The organism is Paenibacillus sp. FSL R5-0701 (assembly GCF_037973995.1).
GTDB lineage: Bacteria > Bacillota > Bacilli > Paenibacillales > Paenibacillaceae > Paenibacillus.
The window spans coordinates 4,736,511-4,749,939 of sequence record NZ_CP150230.1 but is presented as its reverse complement, the minus strand read 5'-3'; the positions used below and the strand labels follow the sequence as shown (position 1 = coordinate 4,749,939).

At 45.9% G+C, this 13,429-nt stretch carries 19 protein-coding genes; 14 read left to right on the top strand and 5 right to left on the bottom strand.

Annotated features, from left to right (window positions below):
- Positions 1-18 precede the first annotated feature (18 nt).
- Positions 19-147, top strand: a complete 129-nt coding sequence (locus MKZ13_RS20995) for a hypothetical protein (protein ID WP_255319930.1) — start codon at positions 19-21, stop codon at positions 145-147.
- 219 nt (positions 148-366) lie between these two features.
- Here MKZ13_RS20995 and MKZ13_RS20990 read toward each other — a convergent pair whose 3' ends face one another.
- Positions 367-633: a hypothetical protein gene (locus MKZ13_RS20990; protein WP_339177897.1), complete on the bottom strand. Its 267-nt coding sequence runs from the start codon at positions 631-633 to the stop codon at positions 367-369.
- A gap of 231 nt (positions 634-864) precedes the next feature.
- On the opposite strand from MKZ13_RS20990, the gene MKZ13_RS20985 reads away from it, so the two are divergent.
- The 9 genes from MKZ13_RS20985 (at position 865) to MKZ13_RS20945 (ending at position 9,062) form a co-directional block, all read left to right on the top strand.
- Positions 865-1,602: a glycerophosphodiester phosphodiesterase gene (locus MKZ13_RS20985; protein ID WP_339177896.1), complete on the top strand. Its 738-nt coding sequence runs from the start codon at positions 865-867 to the stop codon at positions 1,600-1,602.
- A gap of 278 nt (positions 1,603-1,880) precedes the next feature.
- Positions 1,881-2,936 (top strand): iron ABC transporter permease, encoded by a 1,056-nt coding sequence (locus tag MKZ13_RS20980; protein WP_339177895.1) that lies wholly within the window; start codon positions 1,881-1,883, stop codon positions 2,934-2,936.
- Positions 2,937-2,938: 2 nt separating this feature from the next.
- Positions 2,939-3,970, top strand: coding sequence for an iron ABC transporter permease (locus MKZ13_RS20975; RefSeq protein WP_074095819.1), 1,032 nt, complete (start codon positions 2,939-2,941; stop codon positions 3,968-3,970).
- A 44-nt stretch (positions 3,971-4,014) separates the two neighbouring features.
- A complete protein-coding gene (locus tag MKZ13_RS20970; RefSeq protein ID WP_076250814.1) occupies positions 4,015-5,730 on the top strand; it encodes an ABC transporter ATP-binding protein in 1,716 nt (571 codons plus the stop codon).
- 231 nt (positions 5,731-5,961) lie between these two features.
- Entirely contained in the window at positions 5,962-6,291 is a 330-nt protein-coding gene (locus MKZ13_RS20965; RefSeq protein WP_339177891.1) for a hypothetical protein, read from the top strand.
- 125 nt (positions 6,292-6,416) lie between these two features.
- Positions 6,417-6,998, top strand: coding sequence for a DUF3221 domain-containing protein (locus tag MKZ13_RS20960; RefSeq protein ID WP_339177889.1), 582 nt, complete (start codon positions 6,417-6,419; stop codon positions 6,996-6,998).
- Positions 6,999-7,176: 178 nt separating this feature from the next.
- Entirely contained in the window at positions 7,177-8,262 is a 1,086-nt protein-coding gene (locus tag MKZ13_RS20955) for a DUF3626 domain-containing protein (protein ID WP_339185423.1), read from the top strand.
- Positions 8,263-8,448: 186 nt separating this feature from the next.
- A complete protein-coding gene (locus tag MKZ13_RS20950; RefSeq protein WP_017687382.1) occupies positions 8,449-8,628 on the top strand; it encodes a ribbon-helix-helix domain-containing protein in 180 nt (59 codons plus the stop codon).
- A 140-nt stretch (positions 8,629-8,768) separates the two neighbouring features.
- The gene (locus tag MKZ13_RS20945) at positions 8,769-9,062 is read left to right on the top strand and encodes a DUF6809 family protein (RefSeq protein ID WP_047843715.1); all 294 of its coding nucleotides are present in this window, start codon (positions 8,769-8,771) and stop codon (positions 9,060-9,062) included.
- A gap of 224 nt (positions 9,063-9,286) precedes the next feature.
- On the opposite strand, the gene MKZ13_RS20940 is transcribed toward MKZ13_RS20945, so the two are convergent.
- Complete coding sequence (locus tag MKZ13_RS20940) at positions 9,287-10,189, bottom strand: manganese catalase family protein (protein WP_036614750.1); 903 nt, start codon at positions 10,187-10,189, stop codon at positions 9,287-9,289.
- 259 nt (positions 10,190-10,448) lie between these two features.
- On the opposite strand from MKZ13_RS20940, the gene MKZ13_RS20935 reads away from it, so the two are divergent.
- The 4 genes from MKZ13_RS20935 to MKZ13_RS20920 all read left to right on the top strand — a co-directional run bounded on the left by MKZ13_RS20935 (position 10,449) and on the right by MKZ13_RS20920 (position 11,768).
- Positions 10,449-10,757 (top strand): hypothetical protein, encoded by a 309-nt coding sequence (locus MKZ13_RS20935; protein WP_339177885.1) that lies wholly within the window; start codon positions 10,449-10,451, stop codon positions 10,755-10,757.
- A gap of 56 nt (positions 10,758-10,813) precedes the next feature.
- Complete coding sequence (locus tag MKZ13_RS20930) at positions 10,814-11,134, top strand: DUF3889 domain-containing protein (RefSeq protein WP_221825383.1); 321 nt, start codon at positions 10,814-10,816, stop codon at positions 11,132-11,134.
- A gap of 147 nt (positions 11,135-11,281) precedes the next feature.
- On the top strand, positions 11,282-11,503 hold the full coding sequence (locus MKZ13_RS20925) for a hypothetical protein (protein ID WP_017687387.1): 222 nt from the start codon (positions 11,282-11,284) through the stop codon (positions 11,501-11,503).
- Positions 11,487-11,768 carry a hypothetical protein gene (locus MKZ13_RS20920; RefSeq protein ID WP_339177881.1) on the top strand — a complete coding sequence of 94 codons (282 nt, stop codon included), beginning with the start codon at positions 11,487-11,489 and terminating at the stop codon, positions 11,766-11,768. The genes MKZ13_RS20925 and MKZ13_RS20920 overlap by 17 nt, the downstream gene beginning before the upstream one ends.
- Positions 11,769-12,191: 423 nt before the next feature.
- Here the strand turns inward: MKZ13_RS20920 and MKZ13_RS20915 are convergent, their stop codons facing one another.
- From MKZ13_RS20915 to MKZ13_RS20905, 3 genes are all read right to left on the bottom strand, one after another.
- On the bottom strand, positions 12,192-12,428 hold the full coding sequence (locus MKZ13_RS20915; protein WP_105410271.1) for a DUF3892 domain-containing protein: 237 nt from the start codon (positions 12,426-12,428) through the stop codon (positions 12,192-12,194).
- A gap of 113 nt (positions 12,429-12,541) precedes the next feature.
- Entirely contained in the window at positions 12,542-12,985 is a 444-nt protein-coding gene (locus tag MKZ13_RS20910) for a GNAT family N-acetyltransferase (RefSeq protein ID WP_036614958.1), read from the bottom strand.
- 238 nt (positions 12,986-13,223) lie between these two features.
- The gene (locus MKZ13_RS20905) at positions 13,224-13,406 is read right to left on the bottom strand and encodes a hypothetical protein (protein ID WP_339177877.1); all 183 of its coding nucleotides are present in this window, start codon (positions 13,404-13,406) and stop codon (positions 13,224-13,226) included.
- Positions 13,407-13,429: the final 23 nt, after the last annotated feature.

The window sequence follows — 13,429 nt, the reverse complement described above, 5'->3', positions numbered from 1 at the left end:
AAGAGGGGAGTGTCACTGATGAGCGAACTCAAAGGTACAGGTTACGGATATTGCGGAGGCTTCGGTGGTGGAGCATGGACATCGACAGGTGCAATTTTGGTATTGTTCATTCTGTTGGTTATTATCTCTCGCACATTCATTCTGTAATTCGGTCAGTATCCCGGGACGGGGATTAAGCTGCAGAGGCAGCGCCCCAATAACAAATGACCTTTCCAAAGAGACGCCGGTATATGCTGGCGTTTCAGGGGAACGGTTTTTTGACGTTTTCAGCATACGTTGAGTATTTGAAAAAGCAAAAACCTGCCCCTGAATAAGGTCAGAAGCAGGAGAGAGCCTCCTGAGCCATTAGCTGCGCAACAAGCAGCTTTACACCACAACAGCAGTTTGATCCGGATTACTTAACGATTTCCAGGCGATATATAGCCCGATGGCGGCTGCAATTAAGGAGAGTATTGCTGCAACAATAGCCAGCTGATCCAGTGTGTTGGGTGAACTGGAGTTAAGAGAACGCTGATTAGCCGTCTTGCCGGATTTGTTTTTGATATGGACAGATGCTCTAGAATGCCTGGAAGCCGACTGTAACTGGGATGTGTGAGGACGCGTAGGTATCGATTTTTTCTTTGAGGGACTCAATAGTCAACCTCCTTATAACGGAGTTCAGTGCTTCCATCGTTCATACTATGTTATGTCGATTTTCAGATTGAGTTCGCAAAAATGAGTGAATCCCCAGCCCGTTAGATGTTGGGCCCGGTCGCTAGTATTAGCGAAGCAGGTAACCCATTATACGCTCTGTTAATACAGGTCTAACAAACCGTGTTTATAGTAAGGATCATATAACGAAGCTTGAACACAGGAGGCGCTGGAATGAGGAACATGGAGATTATTGCCCACCGCGGTGCATCTGCCGTATGCCCGGAGAATACGATGAGCGCTTTTGAACGAAGTCTGGAGCTTGGAGCGACAGGGATCGAAACCGATGTGCAGATGACGAGTGATGGCAGACTGGTACTGATTCATGATGAGACGTTAAGTCGAACTGGTGGCACAGAAGGCTGGGTTAAAGATACGACTTACGATCAATTGCGCACAAGGGATGCCGGCTCCTGGTTCCATGCTGATTTTACCGGGGAACGTATTCCTTCTCTGGAGGAGTTATTCAAGCTGGTACAGGGGAAAGGAACCCTGCTTAATCTGGAATTGAAAAATGGTATTGTGAGTTATAAGGGGATGGAAGAGAAGGTTATACAAGCGATCCGGGACTGGAATCTGGAGCAACAGGTCGTGCTGTCCAGCTTCAATCATGCTTCCCTCGTGAGATGTAAACGTCTTGCCCCGGAGATTCGTACAGCACTACTATATATGGAAAAGTTGTATCGTCCCTATGATTATGCCGCCAAACTCGAAGCTTCCGGCCTTCATCCCTACAAGCTGGCGGTCACACAAGAAGATGTTGCTGCTGCACTGGCACATGGCGTTGTTACCTACCCATTTACGGTGAATGATCCTGCCGAGATGCAGGCCTTGATTGACATGGGTGTGCAAGGGATCATTACCGATGTTCCGGATGTCCTGGCATCTTTACTTACGGTACATACCCGTTAAACGAGTCTGTATTTTACATGTTCTACATATGCAATGATAAGGCTGTGTTCGAGCTTTTTGGCTCTTGCGCAGCCTTTTTACGTGTAAAATTGTGTGCAAATCTTCATATATGCAATAAACATGTCCTATTTGTCCATTGCCAGCGCCCGTGGATTCACTTACAATAGTCTATGGGAATGAGAATCAATATCAATATCATTAAAGTTCGGTATTTATAGAGAGGTGATTGTTATGTACATAGGTTTGAGCAGTTCCACTCATAACGAGGGTGGGCGCGTATGAGATCACAAGCTTCACCAGAAAAACATAATCCGGATTCACCCACAGCGAAGATACACACTCGTCCGTGGGCGGCCACACTTATTCTTACAGGGGGAGTTTTGCTACTCGCTCTGGGTATGGCGTTGTCCATTTCTTTTGGCGCTGCTGATATTAAGCTTAGTGTAGTCTGGAAGGCTATCTTTGATTTCAATCCTGAGCTGACACCACATCAGATCATATGGGAGATTCGGTTACCACGTATCCTTGGAGGAGCAATGGTTGGTGCATGTTTCGCTGTAGCTGGGGCGATCATGCAGGGCATGACTCGTAACCCGCTGGCCGATTCAGGTCTGCTTGGGTTGAATGCGGGAGCTGGATTTGCACTTGCAGTTTGTTTTGCCTTCTTCCCTGGCTTGCCATTTATGTATATCATCATGTATTCCTTCCTTGGTGCGGGGCTTGGTGTCCTGTTGGTGTATGGTTTTGGTGCAGCTTCCAAATCAGGCCTTACACCACTACGCCTTGTACTTGCAGGTGCGGCTGTATCAGCGATGTTGTCGGCACTCAGTGAAGGGATTGCATTATATTTCAGGATTGGACAAGATCTGGCTTTCTGGACGGCCGGTGGTGTAGCCGGAACGAAGTGGTCTCAACTTGAGGTCATGTTCCCATGGGTACTCGCGGCACTGATCGCAGGTCTTCTCATCTCCCGTTCCATAACTCTGCTTAGTCTCGGAGAAGATATTGCGGTGGGCTTGGGGCAACGTACTGGGCTGATCAAGCTCATAGGCCTGATTGTTGTACTGATTCTCGCGGGTACAGCTGTGTCCGTGGTGGGTGCGGTCGGTTTTGTCGGACTCATTATTCCCCATCTCACGCGGAAGCTGGTTGGGGTCGATTATCGCTGGATTATTCCATGTTCCGCTGTGATGGGCAGTCTGTTACTTGTATTTGCGGATCTGGCTGCACGTATGATTAACCCGCCGTACGAGACGCCAATTGGCGCATTGGTTGCCCTCATCGGGGTACCATTCTTCCTGTATCTGGCGCGTAAAGAAAGGAGGACTCTGTAACGATGGAATCCTCAACAATAGTTGGAGCAGAGCGCAAGAAGAGAACCAAGAGTACGATTGTCCTCATTGTGCTTGCCCTATTAATTATTACGGCTTTTGTGGTGAGCATGAACACAGGTTTTACCAAGCTTTCGCCGCTTGAGGTGATGCGAACCCTGTTTGGTGGAGGCACGGCGAAACAGGAATTGATCCTGTTTGAATTCCGTCTGCCACGTATTGTGATTTCGGTGCTGGTCGGGGCCGGACTTGCGTTATCTGGTTGTATTTTGCAGGGAGTATCTCGGAATGCGTTGGCAGATCCGGGGATCCTCGGGATTAATGCAGGTGCTGGTCTGGTCGTCATGTTATTTGTTTCCTTTTTCCCGACAACGACAGCAGCGCCGGTATTTCTTTTGCCAATTCTGGCCCTGATCGGTTCCGGTTTTGCTGCATTTCTGATCTACATTCTCTCTTACAAAAAAGGAGAGGGCATCCTGCCTACGCGTATGTTGCTTACAGGGATCGGGGTAGCGGCGGGAATCAGTTCTGCCATGATCGTGCTTACGTTACGGCTTAGTCCGGAAAAATATCAATTTGTAGCTACCTGGATGGCAGGCAGCATCTGGGGTTCGAACTGGAAATTTGTAACGGCATTGCTACCGTTTCTTATTATTCTTGTCCCGCTTGTTCTGTATAAGGCACGTGTACTGAACGTGTTGAATCTGGGTGACCAGACTGCAAGTGGACTCGGGACTCCGGTTGAGCGTGAGCGACTGATTTTGCTTGCGGCTGCTGTAGGACTTGCCGGCTCATGTGTATCTGTGAGTGGGGGGATTGGTTTTGTTGGTCTGATCGGACCGCATTTGGCACGTCGTTTGGTGGGTCCAAAACATCAATTCCTGTTACCTGCATCTGCACTGATCGGTTCATTGCTTGTACTGGTTGCAGATACGCTGGGTCGTGTCATCCTGCAGCCTTCGGAGATTCCTGCGGGGATCCTGGTTGCCATTATTGGTGCGCCATACTTCCTGTACCTCTTAAGCAAGACGAAATAGAACGTAATCATCATTGTGTGATTGCATAAGGAGGACTTCAGTCCATGCTTCGCCGTTTCTTTGCCTATTACAGGCCTTACAAAAAGCTCTTTATTCTTGACTTCAGCTGTGCGATTCTGGTCGCTCTGCTGGAGCTGGCTTTTCCACTGGCGGTCAACCGGGTAGTCGATGATCTGCTGCCAGGTGGTCGCTGGGACTGGATTCTATGGGCATGTCTGGCATTGCTAGGCATCTACTTATTGAATTCATTTTTGAACTTCGTGGTTACCTATTGGGGACACAAGCTGGGTATTAACATTGAGACGGATATGCGTAAAAGTCTGTTTAATCATGTGCAGAAGTTATCGTTCCGTTTCTTCGATAATACCAAAACAGGACACCTCGTGTCCCGCATGACTAATGACCTGATGGATATCGGTGAGATTGCCCATCATGGTCCAGAGGATGTATTTATCGCGGTCATGACGCTAATTGGTGCATTCAGCATCATGATGAGCATTAACGGGAATCTGGCGGTGTTAACCTTTATCATCGTACCGCTGATTATTTATCTGTCACTCTACTTTGGTAGCAAAATGTCCAAGGCATTCAGCCGAATGTTCGGTGATATTGCGGACTTCAATGCTCGTGTAGAGAACAATATTACAGGTATCCGTGTTGTTCAGGCTTTTGCTAATGAAGAGCATGAAAAAGCACAATTCGCTGTGAACAACGGTCGTTTCCGTCAGACCAAACTGATCGCATACAAAATCATGGCCTGGAACTCTTCCGTCAGTTATATGCTGATGAAGCTGGTATCCCTCTTTGTCTTGGTATGCGGAACATGGTTTGTCATTCAAGGCAGTATGACCTACGGTCAGTTCATTGCATTTATTATGTTATCCAATGTGTTCTTGACACCGATCCAGAAGATCAACTCGGTTATTGAGACGTATCCAAAAGGGATTGCAGGCTTCAAACGTTATACGGAGTTGCTTGATATGGAACCGGATGTGGAAGATCGTCCAGGAGCCGTTACGGTATCCCATTTGCGTGGGGATATCCGTTATGAGCAAGTGACCTTTGGTTATTCCGATCAGGAACCTGTTCTCAAAGGTATCGATCTAAACGTACGTGCAGGTGAAACTGTAGCGCTTGTCGGTCCATCGGGGGCAGGTAAAACAACGCTATGCAGTCTGCTGCCGCGGTTCTATGATGTGCTGGAAGGTCGCATCACGATCGATGGGCAGGAGATACAGGATATGACACTAGACTCGTTGCGTAGTCATATCGGAATTGTACAACAGGACGTGTTCCTCTTCGATGGAAGCATTCGGGAGAACATTGCCTATGGCAAGCTGGATGCATCCGAAGAAGAAATCTGGATGGCCGCCAGACGTGCCCAGATGGAACCTTTGATTCAATCCATGCCGGAAGGATTGGATACGTTAATTGGTGAACGCGGTGTGAAGCTGTCGGGTGGACAGAAACAGCGTTTGTCTATTGCCCGTATGTTCCTGAAAAACCCACCAATTCTGATCCTGGACGAAGCCACATCCGCGCTGGATACAGAAACGGAAGCGGCGATTCAGCAATCCCTTGCTGAGCTGTCCGAGGGTCGGACCACACTGGTTATTGCTCACCGATTGGCTACGATCAAAAATGCAGACCGCATTATTGTCGTTGCTGAACAAGGCATTACGGAGCAGGGACGCCATGAAGAATTACTCGCAGCTGGTGGGGTGTACAGCCGCCTTCACTATGCGCAGTTTGGCGCGTAACCTATTCAATGTGGATGTAACAATGTAAATACGAGAAGTAACGCCATCGTTGTTGACTTGGAAGGAGTCAGGACGGTGGCGTTTTTTCTTTTTCATAATTATTGTGTGAGTCTGAGGTGCAACGTTGTTATCTGTCTCCTGATCATGAATGTGGAAACGGGTAATATAGTAAAGAGAACGCTTAACGTGTAAGATATGTTCATCATCTTGAAGATGTAGGAGGTGCACGATATGCAGTTGAACGATATGCTGAAAATTCTTATAACCTGTCTATTATTTATTCTGATTTGGTGGCTACTGACTCAAGGGATTCGCAAAATTTCCAGTAATCGTGCGGGGTCCGGTTTCCAACGCAGGGGTGGATGGTCCATTGGACTTTTCATTGTTGGCGCTGTGCCACTCGGTTTTTCGCTATACACAGAGATCTTTGATGAGCGCCTGGATGCCAACATTGGGTTGGGGCTTGCCATGCTGTTTGTTTGGGCCTATTGTGTGATCTTGTTGTGTGCGGCGTTGGTGATCTGGGGCAGGTACGTGTACAAAAGGGATAGGAAGAAGTGAATATTTGGGTTGATCGTGCTGAGCCCGTCAGGAAGTTAAGGGTGAGCTGACAGCTGTATTTGTAACAATAAACTGATATGGAACGTTAAATTTAGAAAGAGGTGTTATTAAAGGGGGATTTACATATGTCCAGCCTTCGTCGAGTCCTCATATTGCTCTCAATCCTGATCGTATGCCTTACGGGATGTTCAGGACATATCGAGTGCAACTCCGTGCAGACTCAAGCCAATGCACCAAGTGAAAAGGGCTTCACTGGTTATGTGGTTGAACGCAAAGACGATTCCATTCTTGTGGTTGATCCTGCATATGAAGACTTCAGTGCGAGCGGAGGAGGAAGTCGGTATTATCCGGCAAAATGGTTCTCCAATGCGCCTGATCCGCAGATCGGCTCCTATGTTAAAGTCTGGACGGATGGAGGCCCGGAAAACGAGCCTTACCCCGGGCAAGCCAGAGCAGAAAGGATAGCGGTATCTTGTCCAGTGGCACCGGATGGCGCGCATATGACGGATGCGGATGCGATTCGTAGCGGACTTCTTTCACCTGATGCAGAGAACATCCGTGTTCCAGTCATTGAGGACAAGCGGTTTGATGCAGATTCAGGGACATGGACCCTTCTTATGCGAGATGCGATGACAGCGAATGAAGGGCAAGTAGTTCAGGTGACCGTGAAGGACGAGAAGCAAGTTAAGATACAAGGCGAAGAATAAGGGGTTCATAGCTTTATGATGGTGGAGAAGCGTGCGTTGCACAAGATATGATTCAAATTGAAAGAAGTGACACGGATTGATTCATTGCACAATATCATGATTTTTGAACCGCCTGTAAGTTCACTTACTGTCCATCATGTATTATGATTTTATAAAAAGGGAAAGGACTCCTCTGCCCATGGAACTATCAAGGTCTCAGCAATTAGCTCAAGAGCATGTAACCAATTATGCAAGAAGCCGTAAAAATGAGGCGGAGCAAACTATTAGAGAAATCCTTCGTATGTCCAACATCGAGATGAAGACATTTGAAAAAGCTATCAATAAACTAAAATCTCATGCAAGTATTGCGCTACACTTTCACCCAGATCGATTAGATCCGACCATGAAAAGCGTTGCTGAAGCACTACTTGAGCAGGGAGTTTATAAAAGTCAGTTTGAGACTTTCTTATCAAATGGAAGTGTCTCCGCATTTTCAGGCGGTGAACGTGACGTTTGGGAGAATAAAATGTTTGGCGGAGCGTACCAAATAAATGGCTCAACCAATAGCGAACGGCCCAAGTATGGGGCACTCAATGTTATGTTACATCCCGATGGACCTGCTCCGCGTTTTGGATCATGTTACTTCCTTTTATCCACTGAGGTCTCTCAACGTTGCACGTATACATATTTGGATTCTCACCAAGACCCCGAGGAAAAGGGAACGTATGAGGAATTTGACCTCGTTTTGGCTGCTCTTATGAGGGATGTATTTTATAGTGATTTTGCCATTGGTGAAAGAAATCTAACGGTTCAAAAGTTAATCGATCATATGCTCGTCAATCTTGAGAAACCATTCCAAAATCCATCCAACCAAGAGCCGAACCGAAATCTGGACCATTATATCGAAGCTCAGGTTCATGGTGATATTTCCCTTGAAAAAGATGTAAAGATGCTTGTTGCCGACCCATCATTTAAAGGCACCCATACAGGAAGAATCTTAGAGCAGATATGTTTAAAGTATTCAATTGATCTCCACTGGCACATGGGCTTTACACTATTGGTTGATGAAATTCCCATGGATTTTCGAGGTCCTTCGATGCCTTCACTAGCCAAGAGAATTGCAAAAAGTGATTTGATTGATGCAAATATCATTGGTTCTGCAGCTATGGACTTGAAACGAAACCCAAGCCATTGGAGCGATAGAGGAACCTACAAAGAAGTTCTACAAGAGTTAAAATTACTCTGGCATGTCTTAGTGAGATATGGAAAGCCAATGGAAGAGTGAAATAGTACTCTAACGACCTTGAGCGCCTAGCCGTTCAAGGTTGTTTTTTGTCATTGAAACGGATTACTGACTATAGATTTATCTATGAATCTGCTGTCACAAAAACGAACGTATGTTTTATAATTATATTGACTTTTTGTCCTGACAATAATATATTGTTGTCAGGACAAAAAAAGAGGTGAAGCAATGTCCGCCAAAAAGATGGGGCGCCCTAAATCTGACAAACCCAAAAGCAGAACGATCGAGATACGTGTTGACGAGGAAATTATGAACAAGCTCGATATTTCGGCTGAGAAGCTGAATACGAATCGATCAGACATCGTTCGCAAAGGGATTGAGAAGATTTACGACGAACTCCAAAAATAAAAAAGGAAGCAGCGCAAGTCCCACGAAGAACACGCTGCTTCCTATACCGCAATCACTTGAATGAGCGACTGCATAAATATCCTACCATGTGTAGAACGTTCATTCAAGCGAGGTGTGAATTGATATACAGGAGGATGCACATGAATTCGATATTAGAAGCATTATATAATGGACGACTTCGACCGGATGAGATGATGATGCCGACACATCCTGAATACCAAGCGTTAGGGCGGCAGATTGCAGCTCTGACAGAGCAGTGGAAGAATCGATTGAGCGAGAACGAATTTCTTGAGCTTGAACAGTTATTTGACTTGTGTGGCAGATGTGAGGGCATGCATACCGAAGCAGCGTTTGCACAAGGTTTTCGTCTGGGTGCCAACATGTTAATTGAAGTCATGAGTCAGCGGGAGGAATCGGTGTTGGAGTTTAACTAAGTTTATTGATATGAGCAGAGATCCGGTTTACTTTTACAGCTAAATTATCAGGAAGTGACGTGCATACAATATACTTATCTTGCACCATAAAATGGTATCATAAATTTAGTAGAACAAAGCCCTCCAATCCTCTCTGCATTCAGCAGCAGGGTTCGAGGGCTTCACTTAAACATAGAGTTAAAAAATCTATATATAGGGAAAGAACCTGTTAAACAAATTGTTCTTTAATCCGCAATATTCCCTGCCATCTTCAGACGACGTGCAATTTCCTTAAAGTCTTCTTGCGATATGCCCGGTGCAAATTCTTCCTCGACCGCAGGAGCTTCTGGAATCGGGAATCCTTCAGGTATCCCTTGGATGACTTCAAGAGGTTGTCCATCTTCGGGGTGAGTTCCTTTCCAGATCTGTCCAATCGTGTTGAAATCTTTATCACTATAGGTGTACAGTTTGGTGTGTACCCCTTTTTCTTCATATTTGCGAGCCTCGTTGAAGGCTTTGTTGTTCAGTGAAGGGATAGGAACCAGCTTGGTCACATTTACGCCAGTTGCAATCTCAAGTGCTTTCGCATATGCGACAACATGCACGCCGCCACGTACCAGCAGGAAACCAACCACTTCCCGGGCTGCCGGGTGATCCGTCATCTCATATACTTTCATCTTATGGGTACGAGCGCCACATTCTAGGAAGAAGTTATGCAGCAGATCCTCGACTAGGTTGCCACTGTTAAAGACGTTTGCTCCCGTCCATGGATTACCCATAGAGTCAAAAGGCATTGCGCCTTGTGCACCTGCCAGATAGTGATACGACAGACGAGCATCTTTTACGGAACCAAGCGGCGTATCGTCGGGTTCTTTGTACTCGGTTGAACCTCTAAGGCACTTGTTAATGCCATGAGACACGAGCTCAACATGACCCAATTCTTCGGCGGTAATACTCATGACGAGGTCATAGAAAGGCTTCAACTTTTCTTTGGATCGAAAATTAAACGATTGATAGAGGTAGTTGTTCAACGTAGACATTTCTCCGAATTTGCCGCCGAGTAATTCTTGTATGGCTGCCGCAGCATTCGGATCTGGCTTCTCGACATTGGGAATCTCAATCAGGATTTCATCCAAGCGTTTGAACATTCGGGTGTAACCTCCTCAAATTGGTATTACAGATCGTGTAGGGTTTCAGATCGTGAAGTCACTCTGTCATGGCCTATTACACGTCTATTGGGTTTTTTAAACAAAAAAACAACCAAATGGGACTTAAGCATCGCATAACGCAAGCGCATATTTTCTACCACTTGTTATTTCCTACTATGGTAAAATTTTTGTATAATAAAACATTCAAACAAGTCTTCGTACAAGAGAAGAGAGCCATTAATCCATAAAGGAGTAAGAGATGAACAAGCGTTGGATACAAATAGTTGGGATTGTAATGTTTCTAATGATTCTGATGTACATTAGCAGCGAGACTGCCACAGCATATGTCGTTACGAACGAGGTTCAGGTGGATGAAGCAACGAGGCAGTTACTTGAAAAGAAATACGGGTTGGAGCGTCCTCAGGAACCACAGACACAACAACACTTTTTCTCGGATGACTGGGGGATAAGTTTCCGGACGGAGCCTCCTGATTCGTTTGACCGGCTTGTTCATGTGGTTCCTTTTTCCCTGCGGCCACTGGCCTGGATCTTTCGTTTATTCGTGTAAAATGAAACCCGGACGGGCAATATAACAGAAACATATTGTCCCAAGGAGTGAGTGAAATGAGAATGCTCATCGTTACCGTCATGTCGGTAGTCCTGAGTTTGGCTGGAATTACATCAGGATCAGGGACCGCTATCCCTGATTATGCGAAGTGGGGAATTATTGCGGTCAAAGAAACACAGACCAAGTATAATGTGGATATTTTGGACTATAAGCATATCGGTCGCACCTCTCTAACAGCGGATCAATCACGGGAACAGTTCAAGCTATGGGTTCGTGCGAAAGACGGCAAGCAATTCGCAGTTTATGTGAATGTTGATTTTAATCCATCTACACAACAGTTAAAGAAAGTACAATTTTCAGAATCGGATCGACACTGATTCCGTTATGAACCAGACTGCCTTAATGATTAAGGTGAAAGTCTGGTTTTTTTATTTTACAAAAAACCTTTTTTTACTATTGAATAAAGAACTTATGTTCGCATATAATATAAAATACAAACAAACGTTCTTATCGGAGGGATGATTATGCTAGGGAAATATATTGGCCAGATGGTGGAGCTTGTCTACATGGATCGTGCAGGGCAGATTACGCAGCGACAGATTCGAATTAACAGTGTACGTGGCGGGATGATTAGAGCATCAGCGGGAAAAGAAGGCTCACCCCGAACATTTCTGGAGCAAGGTATTCTGGCATGGCGTCCTGTTACCGATCTGAATGGGGAGGTAAAGTATGCTGAACGACTTTGAACGCAAGATTTTGCGTATTATGGTGAACTATGCAGGGCAACGGCGCAGGCTGCCGCGAATGGATGAACTGGAGAACAAGACGGGACGAAGCAGAGCTTACATTCATGAGTCTTTGCTGGAGCTTGAACGCACCGGGCACATCGCCTGGGAGAGCCGGTCTACTCTGGAAGGGATACAGATTTTGCAGGCATGGGAACAGGTACAACAGCCGGTTCACAAAAGCCAGCCTTCCGGTGATTCCGTAAAATATTTTACGGACTATTAGGGTGTGCTTTCAAACTTAAGTAAGCACACGATGATGGAGGTCAGCATCTAAACAGCCTGGCAGTCCAAGTTGGCTGATCCTGGTGAATGAGCAGATGATTTCTAAGAAACACAGGACGTCTTATTTGGCCTTCCGTTCCTCCTTTTTTAAAATTGTATGGAACATCAGACAAGTTACTTCCCGCAATCCCCTGGCAAAAACGCTATAAAAGGCCAAAAATTCTGATATAGCGTGTCTCAGATTCCTTAGATCTCTAAGGTGGCTTCAAATCCTTGAATAAGACGCCTTAGATTCGTTACCGCTCGTAGGCCTGAGTTCGGCTTTCAGTAGGTTTGAAGACACTTTCTAGGAACATAAGAAAACACCAACCCGGGTAACCGGATCGGTGCTTATTGTGTCACATGTAAGACATGTGCATCTATTTTAGAAATGGGGAAGTTGGTCCAGGTTGTTGGTTGGGTCACCGTCGGCATCGCCGCGAATGTACATTTCGCCATCCTTGCCTTTAAATACATTCACACCGGCAATAGCGCCAGCCTGTACTTCTGTAAGGGCCTGCTGATAATCCAGTACACGTCCTGCTGAAGTCTGAAAGGCCGTCAGGTCACCGTCACCATTTTTCTGTACAGCTGTGAAACTCTCACGTGTTGTTTGATCCATGATGTCACACTCTCCTTATATGACGAGATAGGAATCTGCCTACCTGATTAGCCTATCCCAATTCATCGGAAGTATGCACTATATGCTAATAAAGACCTGCCAACGCGGAGGTTTTACAGGCTCTTTCTCATACGAACATGCAAAATATCTGCATCATAAAAAGGTTCTTCCGAAATCACTTCATAACCCAGTTTTTCATAGAATTTCTGTGCCTGACACTGCGCATCCAGTACAGAATAGGATAAGCCGAGTTCACGTGCCAGCTCCTCCATCGCGAGCAGAAGCACACGTCCATAACCAAATGAACGATGTGATTCAAGCACCGCGATCCGCTGCATTTTGGCCGTATCCTTGCTGTAATAGATCAGACGTCCTGTGGCTACAGCTTGCCCATCTGTACTTAACAATACATGATGCACATCCGGACTGATGACATCATATTGATCAATCTCAATCTCGGCAGGCACCTGTTGCTCGATCACAAAAACGTGATGGCGAATTCCCAGGGCTTGCTCCAGTTGTTCTTCTGTTGATACATAACTAATCTCAGCTGCCAATTCCATTCCTTCTTTCTGCTCTTGCGCGACATATCAGACTGAATTATACAAAAAAATGTTTTTCCTGTATAGTGAAGTCTGGAACATATTGGGAGAGGAGGGGGTAGTGATGGGCATGACAGGCATCATGGTAATTACATTGTTAATGTCGGCGGGAATGATTACTCTGTTGTATTACGTTACGAAGAAAGCATATTCACGCAAGTGGGATGAAGATGAGTAATTCACCTGTTAACCTTCACGGCAAGACTTCACTGCTTCCTCGCGGAGAATACACATCTTGAATTACAGATTTGGAGTACACGTCCAGCCAGACGGGCAGAGACTCACCATTTTCATTGGGCTGTTGTAATTGTTGGAATTGTACCGTATGTTCATCCCTCTCCAAGCCGCAACCAGTAACGGTTGTAATGAGAATCATAAGCCCAACGCAGGGGACGAAGC

Bases quoted from the DNA above. Each gene is read 5' to 3' on its own strand.
- MKZ13_RS20950 (WP_017687382.1), top strand. From the start codon at position 8,449: ATGTCCGCCAAAAAGATGGGGCGCCCTAAATCTGACAAACCCAAAAGC.
- MKZ13_RS20945 (WP_047843715.1), top strand. From the start codon at position 8,769: ATGAATTCGATATTAGAAGCATTATATAATGGACGACTTCGACCGGAT.
- MKZ13_RS20930 (WP_221825383.1), top strand. From the start codon at position 10,814: ATGAGAATGCTCATCGTTACCGTCATGTCGGTAGTCCTGAGTTTGGCT.
- MKZ13_RS20915 (WP_105410271.1), bottom strand. From the start codon at position 12,428: ATGGATCAAACAACACGTGAGAGTTTCACAGCTGTACAGAAAAATGGT.
- MKZ13_RS20935 (WP_339177885.1), top strand. From the start codon at position 10,449: ATGAACAAGCGTTGGATACAAATAGTTGGGATTGTAATGTTTCTAATG.
- MKZ13_RS20975 (WP_074095819.1), top strand. From the start codon at position 2,939: ATGGAATCCTCAACAATAGTTGGAGCAGAGCGCAAGAAGAGAACCAAG.
- MKZ13_RS20960 (WP_339177889.1), top strand. From the start codon at position 6,417: ATGTCCAGCCTTCGTCGAGTCCTCATATTGCTCTCAATCCTGATCGTA.
- MKZ13_RS20920 (WP_339177881.1), top strand. From the start codon at position 11,487: ATGCTGAACGACTTTGAACGCAAGATTTTGCGTATTATGGTGAACTAT.
- MKZ13_RS20925 (WP_017687387.1), top strand. From the start codon at position 11,282: ATGCTAGGGAAATATATTGGCCAGATGGTGGAGCTTGTCTACATGGAT.
- MKZ13_RS20940 (WP_036614750.1), bottom strand. From the start codon at position 10,189: ATGTTCAAACGCTTGGATGAAATCCTGATTGAGATTCCCAATGTCGAG.
- MKZ13_RS20965 (WP_339177891.1), top strand. From the start codon at position 5,962: ATGCAGTTGAACGATATGCTGAAAATTCTTATAACCTGTCTATTATTT.
- MKZ13_RS20995 (WP_255319930.1), top strand. From the start codon at position 19: ATGAGCGAACTCAAAGGTACAGGTTACGGATATTGCGGAGGCTTCGGT.
- MKZ13_RS20980 (WP_339177895.1), top strand. From the start codon at position 1,881: ATGAGATCACAAGCTTCACCAGAAAAACATAATCCGGATTCACCCACA.
- MKZ13_RS20970 (WP_076250814.1), top strand. From the start codon at position 4,015: ATGCTTCGCCGTTTCTTTGCCTATTACAGGCCTTACAAAAAGCTCTTT.
- MKZ13_RS20905 (WP_339177877.1), bottom strand. From the start codon at position 13,406: ATGATTCTCATTACAACCGTTACTGGTTGCGGCTTGGAGAGGGATGAA.
- MKZ13_RS20955 (WP_339185423.1), top strand. From the start codon at position 7,177: ATGGAACTATCAAGGTCTCAGCAATTAGCTCAAGAGCATGTAACCAAT.
- MKZ13_RS20985 (WP_339177896.1), top strand. From the start codon at position 865: ATGAGGAACATGGAGATTATTGCCCACCGCGGTGCATCTGCCGTATGC.